The sequence below is a fragment of the Gordonia soli NBRC 108243 genome (assembly GCF_000334455.1).
Classification (GTDB): domain Bacteria; phylum Actinomycetota; class Actinomycetes; order Mycobacteriales; family Mycobacteriaceae; genus Gordonia; species Gordonia soli.
In genome coordinates this window covers 91,145-110,843 of the sequence record NZ_BANX01000007.1, presented here as the reverse complement: position 1 = coordinate 110,843, position 19,699 = coordinate 91,145, and the positions used below count along the sequence as shown (strand labels likewise).

The following is a 19,699-nucleotide window of genomic DNA, read 5'->3' as shown; positions in this document are numbered from 1 at the left end:
GAGTGGATGCGCGACTCGGAGGTCGGCGAGTGGGCCACTCGCTTCGCCCTGCTCAGCGACCCGACCCGGCTGCGGCTGCTGGTCGAGATGCACGCCGATCCCGACCTGCCCGTCGCCGAGCTCGCGCAGCGCGTCGGGATCACCGAGAACGCGGCGTCGCAATCCCTTCGCGCGCTACGGGACCAGGGGTGGGTCGAGACGCAACGTACCGGCCGGACGGTGCACTATCGCGTGGTCGCCGACGCGATCGTGCACCGGATACTCCACGACATCCTGGGTGCGACGCACAGTCACTGAGCGCTCACGCACTGAGGGCTGACGTCGGCTGCGCCCGGTGGTCACGGGATCGGTGTCGGTGCCAGGCTGTTGCCGCGCGGGATGGTCGCGCAGTTGCTCCGGGTGGGTAGTCCGGCGAACCGCTCGGTCAGGTATTGGAAGGCCTGCGGCTCGAACGCGGCGAAGGCCTGCTGGTGCTTGAGGCCGTCGTACTGCGCATAGGTGACATCCACTCCGCGACCGCAGTACTGGTGGGCGAGGCCGATCACGTCGCCGGTGATCATCAGGGTGTCGCCGATGGCGTTGTAGTGCCCCACCGCGAGGAAGAGCGGCGCGCGGGGTGTGCCCTGACTGCCCATGATGTTGTCGTTGATCGCGCGTACGACCTGCGGGACGTCGAGTAGCCCGGTGTACGGGGCCTTCACCATCTGTGCGCTGGTGAGGCCGGGGAACTTCGATGCGAACTGCGAGATGCACAGCGCGCTCACCTGATTCATCGCCTGCGTACCGCGCGCCGACACGAACGTGTCGGTGGAGAGGCGGTATGCGCGCTGATAGGCGACGATCAGCGCGGGGATGACGCCTGCCCAGTCCGGGCTGCCGTTGATGTACGGCAGATTGTGGGCGAGGTCGACCGGGAGCCCACCGGCGGCCACACCGACGATGTTCAGTTCGGGCGCGTACTTCGGTGCGAGCTCGGCGCCCCACTCGGTGGGGATGGAACCGCCGGAGTAGCCGAGCAATCCGACGGGCGTGGACCGCGGCAGGCGTAGGAAGTTCTGCGCCGCTCGGACCCCGTCGAGCGCCGCGTAGGCCGACTGTCGACCGATGGTCCATTCGAGCCGCTCGCCCTCGTAGTCGGGCACCACGACGGTGTATCCGGCCGCGAGATAGCCGGCGATGATCGCCTGCTCGGCGGTCGCGGTCGCGTTCGTGTAGCCGCCGCTCAGGGTGTACGACGGATCGCATTGCGAGCCCAGCGCGTCGTAGGCCATGTGGTACGAGATGAGTTTGGTGGGTCCCGGCACCAGCGGGCGCAACACGGTCGCGACCGTCGCGCGCCCGGCTCCCGACTGATCGGTGGTGCGGTACAGGACCTGCGAGCCGGTGATCGGGGTGCGCAGCGTCGGAGTCTGGAAGGTCATCGGCCGACTACGCAGCACCGCGCCTCGGGCCACACCCGACAGCGAACCGCTGTAGGAGTAGAACGGGTCGGCCGAGGGAAGCGGTGACCCCGGGCCGGGGGCTGCGGTGGCGGTCGGCCCGAGGGCGAACGTCAGCGAGCCGATGACGAGGACGACGAGGGCGAGAATCCGCAGGCCGCGTGCGCGACCGTCGAGGGTCATGGCTCATTACAGCATCGCTGTCGCGTGCTGCGGGTCGTATCATCGATGATGAGGAGTCCTACGCAGCCCGGCAGGGGACGCGATGTCCGGTGAGGTGGTCCGACGGCGATGGTCGATGCGGCGGGTGCGCCGGACCTGAACAGGCGATTGGCCGATGCGGTCGAGCGGCTGGGCAACGGTGTCCGAGCGTTGGCGCAGCGTAGTGCTCGGGACTGCGGACTCACGCCCCTGCAGCAGCAGGTCGTCCTCGCACTCGTGCGCCAACCCCCGGTTCGCAACGAGGTGACCGTCCTCGCCGCCGAGTTCGACGTCACACGGCCGACCATGTCGGATGCTGTTGCGGCACTCGAACGCAAGGGCATCATCGACCGATCGGCGAGCTCGGACGGTCGACGTCGGGTGCTGTCCCTCACCGCCGAAGGACTTGCGGTGGCCGACCGTCTGCAGGTCTGGGATGCGCCGGTGACGGAGGCGCTCGACCGCATCCCGGTCGATGATCGCGCCGTGGTTCTGCAGAGTCTGCTCGGGACGATCGCGGACCTGCAACGACGCGGCGTGATCTCGGTGGCGCGGGTCTGCCCGAGTTGCCGGTTCTTCGAGCGGGACGCGCACGACGACGCCGCGGCGCCGCACCACTGCTCGCTGCTCGAGGTGGCGTTGCCCCCGGCCGATCTGCAGTCGGACTGCCCGGAGCACCACCCCGCAGCCTGACGGTGCGCCTCGTGTTCGTGCTGGTGGAGAACGTTCTCGTAGCAATAGGTAGGAGTCCTACCTAATTCGTGCCATACTCATCGTCGACGAGAGATCGGAGTCGCAGATGGCCGAGCCACGAGTGCTCACCGTGTCGGTGGGGAGGGTCGTCGACCTGCCGTGGCGGGGCCGCGCGGTCGCATCGGCCATTCGCAAGACGCCGCAGTCGGGACCGGTGATGTTCACACCGGACGGCGCGGTCGGTGATCAGCAGGCCGATCGCAGACATCACGGTGGTCCGGACAAGGCTGCCCTGGCGTACCCCGTCGAGCACTACGCCCGATGGTCGGATGAGATCGGCAGAGACCTTGAGGTCCCCGCATTCGGAGAGAACCTCACCACCGAGGGCCTGCTCGAGTCCACCGCCGTACTCGGCACCGTGTACGAGGTCGGGACCGCGATCCTGCAGGTGTCGCAGCCCAGGCGTCCCTGCTTCAAACTCGCTGCCGCACATGCGGTCGACGACATGGCGGTCGTGACCGAGAGGACCGGGCGCACCGGTGTGTACCTCCGAGTGCTCCGAGCGGGTGAGATCCGTGCGGGCGATCGCTTCGAGACGGCGCGTCGGCCGTCCCATGGGATCACCGCCGCCGAGGTCCATCGCGTGCTCAACATCGACCGCCACGACCTCCTCGGGTCCGGCCGCCTCCTACATCATCGTGAACTCTTACCTGAAGCGTGGGTCACGTTGCTGCGCAGGCGGTTCGACGGAGAACTCGACGACCAGAACCTGCGTCTGCACGGCGCGCCCCAGACCGCCGATCGCCATGCCGGTCGGCATCCAGAAAAGTAGAGAGGCACCATCATGTCCCGTATCGAACTCATCCAGTCCGACGAGGTCACCGACGATCGAGCTGACGTGCTCGCGCAGATCCAGGGCGCCTTCGGCTTCGTCCCGAACATGTTCAAGGCGGTGGCCAATTCGCCTGCGGCCCTGCACAGCATGTGGGGTAGCTTCGGAGCGCTCGGCGATGGCAGCCTCGGCGCCAAGATCGGCGAGCAGATCGCTGTCGCGGTCGCCGACCGCAACCGCTGTGACTACTGCCTGTCCGCGCACACCCTGCTCGGCACCAAGGCCGGGGCCACGGGGGAGGAGATGGCCGAGGCGCAGAAGGGGATCTCGCACGATCCGCGCACCGCCGCGATCCTGACGCTGGCCACCGATCTCGTCGACCGTCGCGGTCAGGTCGATGACGAGGTGATCCGCGCTGCCCGCGACACCGGGCTCTCGTCGGAAGAGATCGTCGAGACCGTCGCCCACGTCGCGCTCAACGTGTTCACCAACTACATCAACGTCGCACTCGACGTTCCGGTGGACTTCGATCGCATACGGCTCACCTCGAAGTAGCCGCCGACCGGGATCGGGTTGCGATCAGCCCGATCCCGGAGGTCGCCGGTCGCGGCGCCGAGGCCTAGGGTGGGTTCGAGCCGCTCCGGTTTCGCCGCCATCGACCAGAGGAGATCGAATGTCCAGCTCGCACGGCTCGCCGACACGATCGGAGACGAGAACCCGGACCGGCGTGCGCCGACATCCCCTGGCCGTCCGAACCGTCGCGGTGATCACCTTCCTGGTCGCGGTCCTCGGCCTGACCGTGGCACCTGATGCGATGGCAGCACCGAAGCCGACGATCGTTCTCGTCCACGGCGCGTTCACCGACGCATCGGGCTGGCGCGACGTGAAGGCGGACCTGTCGGGGCAGGGATACGCCGTTCAGACCTTCGACAATCCACTCCGCGGTCCGGCCTACGACGCCGCCGCACTGCAGAAGAAACTCGGCACCATCCGGGGGCCGATCGTGTTGGTCGGACACTCCTACGGCGGTTCGGTGATCACCGACGTGCACGACCGCGACGTCGTCGCCAACGTCTACATCGCGGCATTCGCTCCCGCGCAAGGCGAGTTCGCCCTCGGTCTGCTCGATCCGATCCGCTATCCGGGCAGCCGGCTCCTGCCGCCGGCTCTCCAGGTCAAGCCGGTGGTCGACCCGTCGGGGCCCGGCGGTCGCAACCTCGACGGCTACATCGCACAGCCGTATTTCCGCGACATCTTCGCGCAGGATCTGAGTCCCGCCAAGGCCGCTCAGCTGTACTCCCACCAGAAGTCGGTGGCGCTGGCCGCCAATCTCGAACCGTCGGGTCCGCCGTCGTGGCGCACCGTCCCGAGCTGGTACCTGGTCTCGCGGCAGGATCGGGTGATCCCGCCCGCCCTGCAGCGGTTCCTGGCGAAGCGTGCGGCGCCGGGCCGCACATCCGAGGTGAATGCCGCGCACGCATCACCCGTGTCGCAGCCGGGCGCGGTGGCCGCCGTCATCGAGAAGGCGGCACGGGCGACCCAGCGTTGAGCCGCTGAGCCGTCGATCGCTGAGCTGCCGACCCGGAAGTACCGCTCCGGAGATGGCGTCTCAGGACGCGTCGAGTCCGCGTGATGCCAGTGACTCGAGGACATCGGGGTCTGCGCGGTAGGGATCGGTCGGACGTGGCCAGTGGACGACCACGTCGGTGAACCCGATCTCTGCCGCGCGTCCGACGAGGTCGTCGAACACCCCGACGCTCTCGAGTGCGGTCTGCGGTGACGCGTCGAGGCTGAGGTATGTGTCGAGCGGGTCCCGGCCGGCGGCCGCAGCGGTTTCCTGCAGCAGCTCGTGATTGCCTGCCACGTCGGCGAACCAGGCCTCGACGGTGTCGGCGCCACGCCCCGTGGTCACCCAGCCGTCGCCGTTCCGGGCGGCGAAGCGCACCGACCGGGGGCCGTTCCCGGCGAGCAGCAACGGGGTCCGCGCCCGGACGGAACCACCCACCAGTCGCATGTCCCTTGCCTGGTAGTAGGTGCCGTCGGCGTCGACGTGGTCGGCATCCAACGTGCGGTCGAGCAGGTCGACGAACTCCTGGAATCGGTCGACCCGCTGACGAACGGTGAGCTCCGGTTGGCGCAGGATCGCGTCGTCGGGCGAACCGCCGACGCCCAGCCCGACGAGGAGTCGGCCGTCGGAGATGTCGGTGAGGGTCTGCAACTCGCGCGAGGTGGAGACCGGGTGCCGGAAGTTGGGAGAGATCACGAATGCGCCCAGCCTGATCCGAGTCGTCACCCCGGCCGCGGCGGCCAGCGTGGGGACGCAGGAGAACCACTGCGAATCGGGTAGACCTCCCCACACGAGATGGTCGTAGGTCCACGCGTGATCGAAACCCATCTCCTCGGCGCGGGTCCAGAGCGGGGCGGTCTCCCGCCACGGCTTCTCGGGCAGGATGCAGATGCCGAATCGCATGGCCCGATCGTAGAACCCGACCCCGACACCGCGGTGGGTTGCGGCGCGGGGCACTGTAGAGACCGTGTTCACACCCGTCTCGTTCCACATCGGAGGCGCGGAGGTGCTGCTGCGGATCAGCCCCGGCGAGTTCACCACCGCAGGTGGTGAGGTGTTCGCCGACACCGGGCCCTGGCTGGCCGATCCGATCGCCGGCGTCGCGCGCGGTGCCCTCGCGGTCGCGCTCGACGACGTCACCGGTTATGCGATCGCCGCGGGCGTACCCGCCGACCGGTGGCCGGTGAGCCTGGGCATCCGCGTCGACTTCCTCGCCGACCCGTCCACGTGCCCCGGCCGATTGTCGGTGACGGGCGAGGTGGTGGGGCGCGATTCCCGCGGCGGCACCACCCGAGGTGCTGTCACCGACGACGATGGTGAGGTGTTGGCGATCGCCGTGCAACGGTCGCACCTCATCCAGAGCACCGGCCTGTCCGCGGCGGTGGCGGCGGGATCACTCGTCGATGCCGATGCCCCGATCCGATCGCAACTCGGGCTGGTCGATGCGGAGGACGCACCGGCCGGCGCCGTCGCGCTGGCGATGCCGGCGACCCCGTTGGCCGCGAACGGGATGGGAAACGTCCACGGTGGCATGCTGATCGCGGTGTCCGAGCTGGCCGCGATGTCGGCGATCGATGCCCGCTGCGAGTACCGCACGACCAGCATCGACATCGCCTACGTCCGGCCATGCGATGCTGCCGCGCCGACCACCTTCACAGCCGAGCCGCAGCACGTCGGCCGGTCGCTGGCGGTCGTCCGGGTGGTGGCGGCGAACCCGTCGGGCAAACCGTCGTCGATCGCCACGGTGATCCTGCAGCGTCGGTGAGTCGGCCGGATGTGTGCTTCCCCGCTCGACCAATCCGACCAGAAGCCGCCCGACCGACCCGACCAGAATGCTCAGGCGACCCAGTCGGCCATGACATCGGCGAGAGCTTCCACACCGCGATGGCAGTCGTCGACCTCGGCGTGTTCGACAGGGGAGTGTGACACCCCGGTCGGATTGCGCACGAACAACATCGCCGTCGGCACCTTCGCCGACAGGATCCCGGCGTCGTGGCCGGCCGCGGTCGGGAGCACGGGGATCTCGCCCAGGTGGCCGAGCGCCGCCTGCAGCCGGGCGCGGGTGTCTGCCGGGAACTCGACGATGGGGGTGACGGATTCGGCGTCGATGTCGAGGCCTATCCCATCACCCTCGGCATACTTGAGGGCCTGCGCGGAGATTTCGGCGACCAACGCGGTCAGGGTCTGTTCGTCGGCGGCGCGGGCGTCGAGCCATGCGGTGATCTCGGACGGGATCGCATTCGCGCCGTTGGGGAGCACCTGCACTTTGCCGAAGGTGGCGACCGCGTCGTGGAGTTGCGCCGCACCACGTGCCGTGTGGACCGACGACGCGAAGGCAAGCATGGGGTCGCGGCGGTCGACTAGTCGGGTCGCGCCGGCGTGATTGGCCTCGCCGGTGAACCGGAACAGCCAGCGGCCATGCGGCCAGATCGACGATGCCACGGCGATCGGCTTGCCCACGAGGTCCAGTCCGCGCCCCTGCTCGACGTGCAACTCGACGTAGACGCCGACTCGGTCGGTGAGGGCGGGATCGGCGCCGAGGTGGTCGGGTCGCCGACCGGATGCGGTGAGCGCCTCGGCGAGACTGATCCCGTTCACGTCCCGAAGTCGCAGCGCACGTTCCGGTGTCAGGCTGCCCGTGGTCAGTTGCGAGCCGACACAGGCGACGCCGAACCGGGCACCTTCTTCGTCGGCGAACGCCGTCACCGCGATCGGGCGGGTCGGGACGATGTCCTTGGCCCGGAGGATGTCGACGGCGGCGAATGCCGACACCACACCCAGCGGACCGTCGAAGGCTCCGCCATCGGGTACCGAGTCCAGGTGTGAGCCGGTGACGAAGGCGTCGCGCGGTTCGCCCTGCCACCCCGCCGGCATCCACCACGCCCACAGGTTGCCGTTGCGATCCTCCTCGACGGTCATCGAGCGCCGTTGTGCCTCACCGTCGAACCATTCACGCAGGGTCATGTCCGCGTCGTTCCAGGCGAATCGCCGGTAGCCGCCGGTGGTCCCGTCGCGACCGACATCGAGGATCGCCGCCCACATGGCGTCGAAAGAGTTCATGGAGTTCACTCCGTGTGGTTGTCGGGATAGGCGGTGACGGCGAGGAAGCGGATCGGCAACCGCACCAGGGCACGTGGGCCGTGGACGCCCTCGCCGTCGAGCAAGAGCGAGTCGCCGGGGCGAAGCGTGTACTCGGAACTGTCGTGGGTGTAGATCATCTCGCCGGCGAGCATGTACAGCAGTTCGGTGCCGGGGTGTTGGAACCGCGGGCTGGCCTCCGACTCCTCGAGAAGTGTCACGACCACTGCCTCGAGACGTCGGTGCTGCCCCCGCAGAGCGCCGAGCATCTCGTAGTGATGCCCCGCCCGCGTCCCCCGCCCGACGATGTCGGCGCCGGAACCCGCTCGGGTGAACACGGATTCGCGCTGTGTCTTCTCACCCCGGAACAGCGAGGTGACCGGCACGTCGAGTGCTGCGGCGAGTTTGGACAGGGTCCCCAGACTGCAGGACGCCTGGGCGTTCTCGATCTTGGACAGCATCGACTTGGAGATGCCGGTCCGGATCGCCATGTCGCTCACAGACAGTCCCGCGTTGACGCGGAGCCGGCGGGTCTGGGCGCCGATGACCGCTTCCAACGAGTCCGGACCGAAGCCGACATCGGGGACCTCGCGTGTGGTGGTGTCTTCCACCACCGCACGCGAGATCGGGCTCGACGCAGACCGCTCCGACTCCGGAAGGGTTGTCGGGACCACTGTCAAATCCGGCCGGGAATCCATGTGGTACCGGCCAGTGGGACGCGCGCCATCGCAGACGACTCGACCGTCAGCGCCACCAGGTCCTCGGGTTCGAGATTGCGCAGATGCGACTTGCCGCATGCGCGGGCCAGTGTCTGCGCCTCCATCGTGAGCACGCGCAGGTAATTGGCAACGCGTCGGCCGCCCTCGACCGGATCGAGGTTGGCGGCGAGATCGGGGTCCTGCGTGGTGATCCCGGCGGGGTCGCGGCCGGCCTGGAAGTCGTCGTAGAAGCCGGCGTCGGATCCGAGCGCTCGATACTGCTCGGCGTACCGGGGACTGTTGTCGCCCAGCGCGATCAACGCGGCCGTGCCGATGGCTACCGCGTCGGCACCCAGCGCCATCGCCTTCGCGACGTCGGCGCCGCTCCGGATGCCGCCCGAGACGATCAGTTGGACACCACCGGGCCGTCGGTGCACACCCATCTCCTGCAATGCCTGGGTGGCCTGCGGGATGGCTGCCAGGGTCGGGATCCCGACGTGCTCGATGAAGACGTCCTGGGTGGCCGCCGTACCGCCCTGCATCCCGTCGACCACGACGACGTCGGCGCCGGCCTTCACCGCGAGTTTGACGTCGTAGTAGGTGCGGGTGGCGCCGACCTTGATGTAGATCGGCTTCTCCCAGTTGGTGATCTCGCGGAGCTCGGTGATCTTGATCGCGAGGTCGTCCGGGCCGGTCCAATCCGGGTGGCGGCAGGCACTGCGCTGGTCCACCCCCTGCGGCAGTGTCCGCATCCCGGCGACCCGCTCGGTGATCTTCTGGCCCAGCAGCATGCCACCGCCGCCTGGCTTGGCGCCCTGACCGAGCACGATCTCGATGGCATCGGCCTTCCGGAGATCGTCGGGATTCATCCCGTACCGCGAGGGAAGGTATTGGTAGACGAGGTTCTTCGACTGCCCGCGCTCCTCTCCGGTCATCCCGCCGTCGCCGGTGGTGGTCGATGTACCGACCTCGCTCGCGCCCCGCCCGAGGGCCTCCTTGGCCTGACCGGAGAGTGCACCGAAGCTCATCCCGGCGATCGTCACCGGGATGTCCAGGTGCAGAGGGAACTTCGCATTGCGATCGCCGAGTACGACATCGGTGTCGCAGCGCTCGCGGTACCCCTCCAGCGGATAGCGGGACATGGATGCGCCGAGGAAGAGCAGATCGTCGAAATGTGGGAGGGCGCGCTTGGCGCCCCAGCCACGGATGTCGTAGATTCCCGTCTCGGCGGCGCGCTGGATCTCGGCGATGACGCCGCGGCCGAAGGTCGCCGACTCGCGCAGTGCGGGATCGGTGGTGGTCATGAGTGTCTCCTGGAGTGTTCTGTCGAGCGGTGGCTCAGTAGGACGAGGCGTTGTCGACACGGAAGTTGTAGAGCTCGCGGGCGGACCCGTACCGGGTGAAATCTGCTGGTTCGGCGTCGAATCCGGCGGCCGCGAGCAACTCCGTCAATTCGGCGAGGTGCTCGGCACGCATCTCCTTCTTGATGCAGTCGGCGCCGAGGGAGGCGACCGAGCCGCGCACGTAGATCCGGGCTTCGTAGAGCGAGTCACCCAGGGCCTCACCGGCATCGCCGCAGACGACGAGCCGTCCGGCCTGACCCATGAACGCACTCATGTGCCCGATGTCGCCGCCGACGACGATGTCGACGCCCTTCATCGAGATGCCGCAGCGGGCCGCGGCATTGCCCTCGATGACCAGCATGCCGCCATGTGCGGTGGCACCCGCCGATTGCGACGCGTCGCCGCGGACCCGCACGCTGCCCGACATCATGTTCTCTGCCACCCCGACCCCGGCGTTGCCGGTCACCGTCACCTGTGCGCGCTGGTTCATCCCGGCGCAGTAGTAGCCGACGTGGCCGTCGATGGTCACCTCGACGTCGGCGGTGAGGCCACACGCGAGGGCGTGGGCTCCGCGCGGAGCGGACACGGTCGATCGGGCCGGGGCATCGGGTGCCTGCAGGATCTCGTTGACCTCCCGAACTGTCGTCTCGCGGAGATCGAGGACGGCTGAGTGGATCTCGTCCTGCGGTGCCGCGGTCCGGCGCTCGGCGGGGATCTCGGTCACTGACGGTGCCATACGTACACCTCTTCTGGTTCGGGCTCGAAGATTCGGGCGGTCTCGACGCCGGGCAGTTCCGCCAGGGCGCGGAATTCGGATGCCATCGCGACCCAGCGGTCGGTCTCCGCGACGACGGCGGGCTTGCAGGAGATCGCGTCGCGGACGACCGCGAAGGAGTCGCTGGTCGACACGAGCAGGGTGTAGAAGCCGTCGAAGGTCTCGTTCAGCATCAGGAGTGCCTTCTCGAGGTCGACGCCCTGGGCCAGCTGCGCGGCCACGTATCGGGCGCCCACCTCGGTGTCGTTCTCGCTGTCGAAGAGAACACCGTCACGCTCGAGTTCGTGCTTGATCGACATGTGATTCGAGAAGGAACCGTTGTGCACCAGGCACTGGTCGGGACCGACCGAGAACGGGTGTGACCCTTCCGCGGTCACGGCCGACTCGGTCGCCATCCGGGTGTGCGCAACCCCCTGCCAGCCGGATGCTCCGGGCAGACCGAACCGGTTGGCGAGGTCGGTCGGGTATCCCATCCCTTTGAGCACGGTGACGTCGTGACCGAAGCCGATGACCCGGGCGGTCGGGGCCACCGCACGAACGGCGGCGACCAGTTCCTCAGGGCTCGTCGGCCCATGGACCACAGTGGTCGGGTCGAGATCGGTGACGCTCACGGTGACACCGGTCTGCCCGGACAGTCCGGCTGCGAGTTCGGTGGCGGGAAAGGGGGATTCGAGCAGCGAGACCGTCGCGCTACCGGTCGGTGACCACGTGGGATCCCCGTAGATCGACATCCCGGCCGAGTCCGGGCCGCGGTCGCACATCTGGTCGAGCATGCCCGTCAGCAATTCACCGAGTCGCGGGTACAACTCGGGATCACGCAGGTGTAGGCCCACGATTCCACACATGTCGGTGTGACTCCTGTTCTTCTCGACGCGTCGTGAGGGTTCAGAACGCGGTCAGGTAGTGGTCGATCTCCCATTCGGAGACCGTGTTGTGCCACGCGAAGAACTCCTCGCGCTTGCGGGTCATGAAGTAGTCGGCGACACCGGAGCCGACGATGTCGAGAGCCGCGGTCAGCACGCTGTCGGAAGCAAGCGAATCCATCGCGTGCAGCAACGTCATCGGCAGCGAGTCGCTGGGCGACTCACCACTCCCGGGTGTCCCGGGGTCGAGCGCTCGCTCCACGCCGTCCAGTCCGGCGGCGATGGCGGCGGTCGCGGCCAGGTAGGGATTCGCCGATCCGTCACCACCGCGGAGTTCGACGCGATTGGAATCGGGCACGCGCAGGTAGTGCGTGCGGTCGTTGCCGCCGTACGTGGCGAACCGCGGCGACCAGGTTGCGCCGCTGCTGGTTGTCGTCGCCCCGGTCCGCTTGTAGGAGTTGACCGTCGGGGCGATGATCCCCTGCAGCGCGCAGGCGTGTTCGAGGATGCCGGCGATGAAACCGTATGCGGTGTGCGAGAGTCCGAGTCCCTTGGCGTCGGTGTCATCGGGGAACGCCGAGCCGTCGGCGGTCCACAGCGACAGGTGCAGGTGCATCCCCGACCCCGTCCGGTCGGTGAACGGCTTCGGCATGAAGGTCGCCTGCATACCCCGCCGTTCGGCGATGACCGACAGCAGGTATCGCGCCGTGATGACGCGGTCGGCGGTGACCATTGCGTCGTCGTAGTCGAAGTTCTGCTCGAACTGGCCGTTCGCGTCCTCGTGGTCGTTGGCGTAGTTGCCCCAGCCCAGGGCGTTCATCGCCGTGGAGATCTCGGTCAGGTGGTCGTACATCCGGGTCACGTCCCGGGCGTCGTAACAAGGCTGCCGCTTGGTGTCCGACGAGTCGGCAGTGGTCAGCCGGCCTGCATCGTCCTTGTCGACGAGGAAGTACTCGATCTCGGCGCCGACCTTGACCTCGAAACCGAGGTCGGCTGCGCGACGCAGGGTCTCGCGCAGGATGACACGCGGCGCGAACGGCCACGGCCTACCCTCCACGTGGGGATCGCAGTGTACGAGCGCGAGTCCCGGCTGCACGAACGGGATGGGAGTGAACGACGTGACGTCCGGCATCGCGACGAGGTCGGGGTCCTTGGGATCCTGGCCCATCATCCCGGCCGCATATCCGGCGAAGCCGACCCCGTCGGACTCCAGCTGTGTGACCGCCTGTGCCGGTACCAATTTGGCACACGGCTTGCCGGAGAGTGTGACGAACAGAGCGAGGATGAACGTGGTCCCGGTGGCCTCCACCAGATCGGACAGCGAAGGCCGGTTCGGGGTGAGCTCGGTGACGGTCGAGGATGGTGCTGCGGAGAGAGCGGCGGCGGTGTCGATGGCCATGGTGGCTCCTGTGGTGGTCGGAAGGGTGGTCGGGTCAGCGCATCTCGCCGGCGCCGACGTAGGGGTTGAGGCTGATGAGTGGTTGCCCCTCGGCGAAGCGGGAGTATCGGAAGTCACGCGGGTCGACGTTGGGCAGCGTGGTGGTCCCGGTGGTGAGGAGGTCGGCCACCAGCTCCCCGACAGCGGGGGAGATCTTGAATCCGTGACCCGAGAATCCGGTGGCGAGGAACAGACCGTCGACCGGCGCGGGGCCGATGATCGGGTTGTAGTCCGGGGTGACGTCGTATGCGCCGACGTAGGAGCTCGTGATCCGTGGGTCCGGCATGTCGGGGAGTCGGTGGTCGAGCTTGTGGATCGTCTTCTCGACGGTGCTGTCGTCGGCGCGGTTCACGAAGTCGTCGGGGTCGATGTATTGCGGTGCCTGGTGGTCGGAGTTGCCGACGAGCAACTCTCCGTTGGGTTCGCGGCAGATGTACTGCAGGCTGGCGAGATCCGACAGCACCGGCACCTCGGGGGTCGGTGCGCCCTGGTCGACCATGACCAGCTGTGCGCGCTGCGCCCTGACGTCGACGTCGACGCCGACCGGCGCGACCAGGTCGGGGGCCCATGGTCCGGCGGCCACGATGACCGTCTCGGCATGGATCTCGGTGCCGTCGTGGAGTTCGACTCCGTACACGGCTCCACTCGCAGCGGCCAGCAGTCGGGCGACGGGCGTCGACTGGCGGACGCGGACCCCGAGTGCGCGCGCCGATGCACCGAACGCCATGCCGGCCATGTAGGCCTCGCCGCGGCCGCCGCGGGGTTCATAGGCGAATGCCGCGTAGTCGTCGACACGCAGACCCGGCCAGAGGTCGGCCATGGTGTCGGGGCCGATCAGGTCGACGTCGATGCCGAGGCCCTGCATCATCGCGACATTGGCCTTGAGCGGGACGAGGTTCTCCTCGCCGACACCGACGACGTACCCGCACTGTCGGAACGCCATGTCGTCACCGAAGATCTCGGTGGCGCGCGAGAAGATGTCCACGCCGTACCACGACATGGCCGCCAGAGACGGAGTCCCGTAGTGGCATCGGACGACGCCGCTGGACTTACCGGTCATCCCGGAGCAGAGTGTGCCGCGCTCCAGGACGAGGACATCCCGCTCGCCACGGTGGGCGAGCGACCAGGCGATGGCGAGCCCTTCCAGGCCCCCGCCGACGATGACGTACTTGCTCGTGTGTGTCACTGTTCTGGTCCCTGTCGACTTCCTGCTCTCGGCCGACCGTGAGGTGCCGGCGTCGGTGCGACCACTGCGTCCCGGCCCGATGGCCGTTTCACTTGATGAGCCGCTGTTGTATGAGATGAAACAGGGGGAGTGTGTCCATTTTGTTTCTTGCCCGTCAACCCAAGGTAACTAGGTGAGACGACGCGGCTGGTCGAATCCGTGCCCATCTGCGCAGATACCGAACAGTCACACGTGTTAACGCGTTCGACACTGTCCACGTGGTTTCCTATCAATATCGCTGGTTTCATGACAGCGACCGCACGAAACATCCTGGCAGCGAGGAGATCGAGATGACCACCATCGATTCAGAGCAGACGGTGACACCGTTCCGCGTGACGAGTGACTTCTGGCGGACACTGCCGCAGATGCCGCTGAAGGAGTACCCGGGCACCGAGGGGTTCATCGACGACGTCTACGCCAATCCGGGCGGCTCGGAGATGTCGGCGGGCTACTTCGAGTTGAAGAGCACCGATGCGCCGTTGGACTACTACTACGCCTACGACGAGATGAAAGTGGTTCTCGACGGCGAGTTCCGTTTGGAGAACCTGGACACGGGACAGGTCGAGCATGCCGGGCCGCGCGACGCGATCTTCTTCCCCAAGGGGTCGCGTATCCGGTTCTCCACACCCGACCGGGCTCTGGCGTTCTTCGTCGGTCACCGATCCTTCGCGCCCTGACCATGGCGGTGTCGATGGCGACGACCAGTGTCCCGCGATGGTCGGCCCGCGCTCTGGACGAGGCCGACATCGACCCGCTCGCGGCCAATGTCCTGGTCGTCACCACCGGGCCGACCGCAGCCGCCCACGTCGAGAACCGACGCGACGCGATGGCGGCTGCGCACACCGTGATCGACGTCGCCGAGCTCGGCGACGCGTTGTCGGAATCCCGGACCGGCTGGCGGTTCGTACTCGTCGGAGATGGGGCGGCCGTGGCCCGCGCGCGGACAGAGGTGCTCGGCGCGGGGGCGATCGACGACGAGATCGTCACCGTCGCGCTCGACGAGATGTCGGGATTCGGCGACGGCGCTCGGGACGTCTTCTGCGCGCACTGTCATGCGACCACTGCGACCGATGCGGGTATAGACGAGTCGATGGTCTGCGACGGGTGCGATGTGACGTTGGTCGTGTATCACCACTTCTCGCGCCGCCGCCACGCGTACCTGGGGTACCGACCGGATGCCGAGGAACTGTCATGACACTCGAGATCGACACACTCGGAACCGATCAGGCGCCGGTCGTCGGTCCGGTCGGCCCGCGCGAGCTGCTCATGCGGGTCGTCGGTGTGCGCGACCTCTGTCCGGACGTCAGAGAGGTGACGTTCGCCCGCGCCGACGGCGTCGATCTGCCGTCCTTCGCCGCGGGATCGCACCTGGCCGTCGCCTGGCGTGACGGTGAGCGGAACTCGTACTCCTTGACCGGCCCGATGATCGAGCCGAGGGACTACACGATCTCGGTTCGCCGAGACCGGTCCGGGCGTGGGGGATCAGCGTGGATCCACCGATTGGCTGTGGGAGATCTGGTGGTGACCTCCACGCCCCGCAGCGCCTTCGCGCCGGTGGCGGCGGCGCGTCACTCGGTGCTGGTCGCCGGTGGCATCGGGGTGACGCCGATCCTCTCCCATGTTCGCGACGCGGTGCTGTGGAACCGATCCTTCGAGGTCCTGTACGCGCACCGTCCCGGTTTCGGGCCGCATGCCGACGACCTCCGCGAACTGGCCGGGCATCGCGTGACGATCGTGCACAGCGGTCGGGATCTGTTGGCGGAATTGGCGTCCCGCCTCGCCGATGCGCCATTGGGTGCCCACCTCTTCACGTGCGGGCCGGTGGGCATGATCGAGGCCGTGGCCGCCGCCGCCCGCGACGCCGGGTGGCCGGGCAAGCGTGTCCACTCGGAGCCGTTCGCGTCCGCGGCACCGTTGGGGGGCACCAGCTTTGCCGCGCGCGGGGCGGTGGTCCCGGTCGGTGAACAGACAACGCTGCTCGAAGCCCTGCTCGCACGTGGTGTCGCGGTACCGAACCTGTGTCGCCAGGGCGTCTGCGGCGAATGCAAGCTCACCGTCCGCGGTGGACGCATAGACCATCGCGATGCATATCTGACCGACGACGAACGAGCCGCGGGAGACGTGATGATGCCATGCGTGTCCCGTGCGGTCGGCGACCAAGTGGAACTGGAGCTCTGATGACCATCGCACGCGCTCTCGGCGCGGCAGATGTTGCGAACTATCCGTTCCCGTTCCCGCGGGACAGCTATCGCTACAGCACCAATGTCGAGCCCTCGGGCCCGCGCAACGCCACCGCGGCCGGCGGCTGGGGCGAGCGACGGATCGTGCTCGACGACCACCTGCATCACGAACTCGACGAGCGCGCCGCCATCCTGCGTCGCGATCCGTCACGTTCCCAATGTCTCCCACACATGGCCGCCGCGACCTGGGACGCGATGATCACGATCATGCGCGATCTGGCGGCCGATCATCCGGAGTCGATGACACTGGACCGGTTCGCCGACCGTGATCGCGTATATCGCTGGCAGAACGCTCTTCTCGGTATCGACGACACGTTCACCCTCGGGGATCCCGACAGCCTGCCGGCCCCGCCGCTCGACTACATCTGCGGCCAGATCCAGGAAGATGTGATCCTCCTGGACCAGCGCGACGGTCAGCTCTGGGCGGATGCAGGGGTCGTGACCTTCGCCGCCGACTGGTCGTTCGGCTTCGACGTGGGCATGAGCTTCCTGGAGATCCACGGTCCCGTACCCCGGGTCCACAGCGAGAAGATCATCACGCGCGCACACGATTTCCTCATGCGTCTGGAACCCGGGCAGAGCTATCGGCGGACCAACTGGACGCTGACCGTGGACGGTCGGCTCGACACGTCGACCGAGACCTATCCGGAGTGGGGGCGTGACCGGCGGACGCTGGCCGACGGTCCGCTCGCCGGTGTCGGTCGTCGCCTGTTCCTGCGCACCGAGGTCCAACACCTCGTCCGGCTCCGGCAGAGTTCTGCGGTGATGTTCCTGATCCGCACCTATCTGCTGCCGTTTTCGGCGGTGGCGACGGTGCCGGAGTGGGCCGATCGCCTGTACCGCGTGCTCGAGGACCTCCCGCTCGACATGGCCGATTACAAGGGCATCACCCGGACCCGGCCGGCCGGCATGCGCTGGTTGTCGACCTTCGGGGGCGTCGTCCCCTGAGTCGGCGCCGTCCCGGGCGGTGAAACTCCGCGAAACGGATGTCGTTACACGGCAGCAACACCGGAGCGCGGAGACGCAACACAGCGATGGTGGACTGACCTCAGTCCACTGATGGTGGACATAGTTCTCTCGGCGTACACACGCCGACGACTCTCGAGGTGAAACATGGAAGAAGCGATCGCGGCCGCCGACACCGCCTGGCTCCTGGCGGCCTTTGCCGCGGTGAGCCTGATGGTCCCCGGCCTGGCGATGTTCTACGGCGGCATGGTGAGCGCCAAGAACACACTCAACATGGCGATGATGACGTTCGGCGCATTTGCCGTCGTCGGCATCCTCTGGGTGCTGTTCGGGTACTCGGCCGTGCTCGGCGACTCGATCGGTGGCCTGGGCATCCTGGGCGATCCCCTCGAGGCGCTCGGACTCGGCTCGCTGCTGGAGGCGCCGGCCGATCCCGGCCTGCCACCCGCCCTCGTCGCCGGTTTCCAGTTGCTCTTCGCGGGTATCACCGTTGCCCTGATCTCGGGGGCGGTCGCCGACCGGATGAAGTTCGGCGCCTGGATGGTGTTCGCGGGAATCTGGGCCACCCTGGTCTACTTCCCGGTCGCCCATTGGGTTTTCGCCTTCGACTCCGAGGACGGATCGGTCGTGGGCGGGTGGATCGCGAACACGCTGGCCGCGGTCGACTTCGCGGGCGGTACCGCCGTGCACGTGAACGCGGGGGTCGCGGCACTCGCGCTGGTATTGGTCCTCGGCAAGCGCCGCGTCTTCCCGGCCGCACCGCGGCCTCACAGCCTGCCGCTCACCATGCTCGGTGCCGGCATCCTGTTCTTCGGCTGGTTCGGCTTCAACGGTGGATCGGCTCTGGCGGCGGGAAACAGCGCCGCGGTCGTGGTGCTCAACACGGTTGCGGCCGCATGTGCCGGCATCTGTGCCTGGTTGCTCGTGGAGAAGCTGCGGGAGGGCCACGCCACCTCACTCGGCGCCAGCTCGGGTCTGATCGCCGCCCTCGTCGGCATCACCCCGGCCTGCGGAGCCGTGTCGCCGATCGGCGCCCTGATCATCGGCGCGGCCGCAGGTGCGCTCTGCTGCCTGGCGGTGTCGATCAAGTTCCGTCTCGGGTACGACGACTCGCTCGACGTCGTCGGAATCCATCTGGTCGGCGGCGTTCTCGGCACACTGCTCATCGGTTTCCTCGCCGACCCGGCGGCGCCGAACGGTGTGGCGGGCCTGTTCTACGGCGGCGGTCTGGACCTCCTCTGGCGACAGGCGGTGGCGGTGGCGGCCGTGGTCGGATACTGCTTCGTCGTGACCTGGTTGATCGCCAAGCTCCTCGACAAGACGATGGGCCTGCGCGTCCACGAGGACTCGGAGACCGAGGGGCTGGACGTGTCGGTCCACGGTGAGTCGGCGTACGTGATGGAGCACGCTCCTCTCGGTGGACCACCGACGACCGGCAGTGAAGCGGTCGACGCAGCCGAGGCAATGACGGCCTCGGCGGTGGACGGGCCGACGATGGCGGCACCGAAGGCCTGACGGCTCAGTCCTTCCGGCGCACGTCCACGATCGGCCATCACCGGGTCCCCGAGCAGAGTCTCGGGGACCCGGTGTCATCGTGACCGAGATGTTGCATCGGGTTCCGTCCGTTTCCCGTCAGGAAACGTCGTCAGATAGGATCGACGCATGCCCCCACGATCCGCAGACGTCGTGCACGACACCGCCGAACGGGAGGTCGCACCTGATGCGTTGACCGGAGACGACCTGGAACAGGCCATCGCGCACCAGGTTCGGACGTTGCGGAAGGCCACCGGACTGTCGGTGGGAGACATGGCAGAGAAAGTCGGCATCTCGAAGGCGATGCTCAGCAAGATCGAGAATGCCCAGACGTCCTGCAGTCTCTCGACCCTGGCGCGTCTCGCCGCCGGACTCGACGTGCCCGTGACGTCGTTGTTCCGGGGCGCGGATGCCGAGCGGGAGGCCGTGTATGTCGAATCCGGTCACGGCGCGGTGATCGTCGGCCGGGGCACCCGGGTCGGCCACCACTACGAGCTGCTGGGAGCCCTTCGCGGACAACACAAGCGACTCGAGCCGGTGCTGGTGACACTCACCGACTCCAGCGAGGCGTTCCCGCGGTTCCAACACGCGGGCACCGAGTTGCTCTACATGCTCGAGGGTGTGATGGTCTACGGGCACGGCCACGCCGAGTACACCCTGCGTCCGGGCGACTCGCTGCTGCTCGACGGCGAAGGGGTCCACGGCCCGAAAGATCTGGTCCGCCTGCCCATCCGCTTCCTCGCCGTGACGGCCTACCCGGACAACCACCAGGACTGAGTGTGTGGCGCTGACATCACCCCGACAGGCG

At 67.9% G+C, this 19,699-nt stretch carries 21 protein-coding genes; 12 read left to right on the top strand and 9 right to left on the bottom strand.

Annotated elements, in window-relative coordinates:
• The first annotated feature begins 6 nt into the window (after positions 1–6).
• The gene (locus GS4_RS05785; RefSeq protein ID WP_007618443.1) at positions 7–297 is read left to right on the top strand and encodes an ArsR/SmtB family transcription factor; all 291 of its coding nucleotides are present in this window, start codon (positions 7–9) and stop codon (positions 295–297) included.
• Between the two features lie 41 nt (positions 298–338).
• Here GS4_RS05785 and GS4_RS05780 read toward each other — a convergent pair whose 3' ends face one another.
• The gene (locus GS4_RS05780) at positions 339–1,622 is read right to left on the bottom strand and encodes a lipase family protein (protein WP_007618441.1); all 1,284 of its coding nucleotides are present in this window, start codon (positions 1,620–1,622) and stop codon (positions 339–341) included.
• 108 nt (positions 1,623–1,730) lie between these two features.
• Between GS4_RS05780 and GS4_RS05775 the strand changes: the two genes are divergently transcribed.
• The 4 genes from GS4_RS05775 to GS4_RS05760 all read left to right on the top strand — a co-directional run bounded on the left by GS4_RS05775 (position 1,731) and on the right by GS4_RS05760 (position 4,714).
• Positions 1,731–2,333, top strand: a complete 603-nt coding sequence (locus GS4_RS05775; protein ID WP_007618439.1) for a MarR family winged helix-turn-helix transcriptional regulator — start codon at positions 1,731–1,733, stop codon at positions 2,331–2,333.
• Between the two features lie 106 nt (positions 2,334–2,439).
• Positions 2,440–3,165 (top strand): MOSC domain-containing protein, encoded by a 726-nt coding sequence (locus GS4_RS05770; protein ID WP_007618437.1) that lies wholly within the window; start codon positions 2,440–2,442, stop codon positions 3,163–3,165.
• A 12-nt stretch (positions 3,166–3,177) separates the two neighbouring features.
• Positions 3,178–3,720 carry a carboxymuconolactone decarboxylase family protein gene (locus GS4_RS05765; protein WP_007618435.1) on the top strand — a complete coding sequence of 181 codons (543 nt, stop codon included), beginning with the start codon at positions 3,178–3,180 and terminating at the stop codon, positions 3,718–3,720.
• Between the two features lie 118 nt (positions 3,721–3,838).
• On the top strand, positions 3,839–4,714 hold the full coding sequence (locus tag GS4_RS05760) for an alpha/beta hydrolase (protein WP_007618428.1): 876 nt from the start codon (positions 3,839–3,841) through the stop codon (positions 4,712–4,714).
• Between the two features lie 60 nt (positions 4,715–4,774).
• Here the strand turns inward: GS4_RS05760 and GS4_RS05755 are convergent, their stop codons facing one another.
• Complete coding sequence (locus tag GS4_RS05755; protein ID WP_040509686.1) at positions 4,775–5,635, bottom strand: LLM class flavin-dependent oxidoreductase; 861 nt, start codon at positions 5,633–5,635, stop codon at positions 4,775–4,777.
• Positions 5,636–5,699: 64 nt separating this feature from the next.
• On the opposite strand from GS4_RS05755, the gene GS4_RS05750 reads away from it, so the two are divergent.
• A complete protein-coding gene (locus GS4_RS05750) occupies positions 5,700–6,497 on the top strand; it encodes a PaaI family thioesterase (protein ID WP_007618424.1) in 798 nt (265 codons plus the stop codon).
• Between the two features lie 71 nt (positions 6,498–6,568).
• Here the strand turns inward: GS4_RS05750 and GS4_RS05745 are convergent, their stop codons facing one another.
• The 7 genes from GS4_RS05745 to GS4_RS05715 are packed head-to-tail and all read right to left on the bottom strand — an operon-like array spanning position 6,569 to position 14,113.
• The gene (locus GS4_RS05745; RefSeq protein ID WP_007618422.1) at positions 6,569–7,792 is read right to left on the bottom strand and encodes an allantoate amidohydrolase; all 1,224 of its coding nucleotides are present in this window, start codon (positions 7,790–7,792) and stop codon (positions 6,569–6,571) included.
• A 5-nt stretch (positions 7,793–7,797) separates the two neighbouring features.
• Positions 7,798–8,490 carry a helix-turn-helix domain-containing protein gene (locus GS4_RS05740; protein ID WP_439644607.1) on the bottom strand — a complete coding sequence of 231 codons (693 nt, stop codon included), beginning with the start codon at positions 8,488–8,490 and terminating at the stop codon, positions 7,798–7,800.
• Positions 8,487–9,812 carry an FMN-binding glutamate synthase family protein gene (locus tag GS4_RS05735; RefSeq protein ID WP_007618418.1) on the bottom strand — a complete coding sequence of 442 codons (1,326 nt, stop codon included), beginning with the start codon at positions 9,810–9,812 and terminating at the stop codon, positions 8,487–8,489. The genes GS4_RS05740 and GS4_RS05735 overlap by 4 nt, the downstream gene beginning before the upstream one ends.
• 34 nt (positions 9,813–9,846) lie before the next feature.
• Positions 9,847–10,587, bottom strand: coding sequence for a GltB/FmdC/FwdC-like GXGXG domain-containing protein (locus tag GS4_RS05730; RefSeq protein ID WP_007618416.1), 741 nt, complete (start codon positions 10,585–10,587; stop codon positions 9,847–9,849).
• Complete coding sequence (locus GS4_RS05725) at positions 10,572–11,471, bottom strand: class II glutamine amidotransferase (RefSeq protein WP_007618414.1); 900 nt, start codon at positions 11,469–11,471, stop codon at positions 10,572–10,574. The genes GS4_RS05730 and GS4_RS05725 overlap by 16 nt, the downstream gene beginning before the upstream one ends.
• Positions 11,472–11,511: 40 nt before the next feature.
• Complete coding sequence (gene glnT / locus GS4_RS05720; RefSeq protein WP_007618412.1) at positions 11,512–12,888, bottom strand: type III glutamate--ammonia ligase; 1,377 nt, start codon at positions 12,886–12,888, stop codon at positions 11,512–11,514.
• 34 nt (positions 12,889–12,922) lie between these two features.
• Positions 12,923–14,113 (bottom strand): NAD(P)/FAD-dependent oxidoreductase, encoded by a 1,191-nt coding sequence (locus GS4_RS05715; protein ID WP_007618410.1) that lies wholly within the window; start codon positions 14,111–14,113, stop codon positions 12,923–12,925.
• A 329-nt stretch (positions 14,114–14,442) separates the two neighbouring features.
• Here GS4_RS05715 and GS4_RS05710 point away from each other — a divergent pair, with 329 nt between their 5' ends.
• The 6 genes from GS4_RS05710 (at position 14,443) to GS4_RS05685 (ending at position 19,668) form a co-directional block, all read left to right on the top strand.
• Positions 14,443–14,829 carry a cupin domain-containing protein gene (locus GS4_RS05710; protein WP_007618408.1) on the top strand — a complete coding sequence of 129 codons (387 nt, stop codon included), beginning with the start codon at positions 14,443–14,445 and terminating at the stop codon, positions 14,827–14,829.
• A gap of 14 nt (positions 14,830–14,843) precedes the next feature.
• A complete protein-coding gene (locus GS4_RS05705) occupies positions 14,844–15,347 on the top strand; it encodes a dimethylamine monooxygenase subunit DmmA family protein (protein WP_007618406.1) in 504 nt (167 codons plus the stop codon).
• A gap of 71 nt (positions 15,348–15,418) precedes the next feature.
• Positions 15,419–16,330, top strand: coding sequence for a PDR/VanB family oxidoreductase (locus GS4_RS05700; protein ID WP_439644608.1), 912 nt, complete (start codon positions 15,419–15,421; stop codon positions 16,328–16,330).
• On the top strand, positions 16,330–17,340 hold the full coding sequence (locus GS4_RS05695; protein WP_007618404.1) for a heme-dependent oxidative N-demethylase family protein: 1,011 nt from the start codon (positions 16,330–16,332) through the stop codon (positions 17,338–17,340). Before GS4_RS05700 ends, GS4_RS05695 begins: the two co-directional genes overlap by 1 nt.
• 165 nt (positions 17,341–17,505) lie before the next feature.
• Positions 17,506–18,873 carry an ammonium transporter gene (locus GS4_RS05690; RefSeq protein ID WP_007618403.1) on the top strand — a complete coding sequence of 456 codons (1,368 nt, stop codon included), beginning with the start codon at positions 17,506–17,508 and terminating at the stop codon, positions 18,871–18,873.
• Positions 18,874–19,020: 147 nt separating this feature from the next.
• Positions 19,021–19,668 (top strand): helix-turn-helix domain-containing protein, encoded by a 648-nt coding sequence (locus tag GS4_RS05685; RefSeq protein ID WP_007618402.1) that lies wholly within the window; start codon positions 19,021–19,023, stop codon positions 19,666–19,668.
• The last annotated feature ends 31 nt before the right edge of the window (positions 19,669–19,699 follow it).

What these genes read in the sequence shown, in the direction of transcription:
- GS4_RS05785 (WP_007618443.1), top strand. Translation starts at nt 7, where the DNA reads ATGCGCGACTCGGAGGTCGGCGAGTGGGCCACTCGCTTCGCCCTGCTC.
- GS4_RS05780 (WP_007618441.1), bottom strand. Translation starts at nt 1,622, where the DNA reads ATGACCCTCGACGGTCGCGCACGCGGCCTGCGGATTCTCGCCCTCGTC.
- GS4_RS05775 (WP_007618439.1), top strand. Translation starts at nt 1,731, where the DNA reads ATGGTCGATGCGGCGGGTGCGCCGGACCTGAACAGGCGATTGGCCGAT.
- GS4_RS05770 (WP_007618437.1), top strand. Translation starts at nt 2,440, where the DNA reads ATGGCCGAGCCACGAGTGCTCACCGTGTCGGTGGGGAGGGTCGTCGAC.
- GS4_RS05765 (WP_007618435.1), top strand. Translation starts at nt 3,178, where the DNA reads ATGTCCCGTATCGAACTCATCCAGTCCGACGAGGTCACCGACGATCGA.
- GS4_RS05760 (WP_007618428.1), top strand. Translation starts at nt 3,839, where the DNA reads ATGTCCAGCTCGCACGGCTCGCCGACACGATCGGAGACGAGAACCCGG.
- GS4_RS05755 (WP_040509686.1), bottom strand. Translation starts at nt 5,635, where the DNA reads ATGCGATTCGGCATCTGCATCCTGCCCGAGAAGCCGTGGCGGGAGACC.
- GS4_RS05745 (WP_007618422.1), bottom strand. Translation starts at nt 7,792, where the DNA reads ATGAACTCTTTCGACGCCATGTGGGCGGCGATCCTCGATGTCGGTCGC.
- GS4_RS05735 (WP_007618418.1), bottom strand. Translation starts at nt 9,812, where the DNA reads ATGACCACCACCGATCCCGCACTGCGCGAGTCGGCGACCTTCGGCCGC.
- GS4_RS05730 (WP_007618416.1), bottom strand. Translation starts at nt 10,587, where the DNA reads ATGGCACCGTCAGTGACCGAGATCCCCGCCGAGCGCCGGACCGCGGCA.
- GS4_RS05725 (WP_007618414.1), bottom strand. Translation starts at nt 11,471, where the DNA reads ATGTGTGGAATCGTGGGCCTACACCTGCGTGATCCCGAGTTGTACCCG.
- glnT (WP_007618412.1), bottom strand. Translation starts at nt 12,888, where the DNA reads ATGGCCATCGACACCGCCGCCGCTCTCTCCGCAGCACCATCCTCGACC.
- GS4_RS05710 (WP_007618408.1), top strand. Translation starts at nt 14,443, where the DNA reads ATGACCACCATCGATTCAGAGCAGACGGTGACACCGTTCCGCGTGACG.
- GS4_RS05705 (WP_007618406.1), top strand. Translation starts at nt 14,844, where the DNA reads ATGGCGACGACCAGTGTCCCGCGATGGTCGGCCCGCGCTCTGGACGAG.
- GS4_RS05700 (WP_439644608.1), top strand. Translation starts at nt 15,419, where the DNA reads ATGCGGGTCGTCGGTGTGCGCGACCTCTGTCCGGACGTCAGAGAGGTG.
- GS4_RS05695 (WP_007618404.1), top strand. Translation starts at nt 16,330, where the DNA reads ATGACCATCGCACGCGCTCTCGGCGCGGCAGATGTTGCGAACTATCCG.
- GS4_RS05690 (WP_007618403.1), top strand. Translation starts at nt 17,506, where the DNA reads ATGGAAGAAGCGATCGCGGCCGCCGACACCGCCTGGCTCCTGGCGGCC.
- GS4_RS05685 (WP_007618402.1), top strand. Translation starts at nt 19,021, where the DNA reads ATGCCCCCACGATCCGCAGACGTCGTGCACGACACCGCCGAACGGGAG.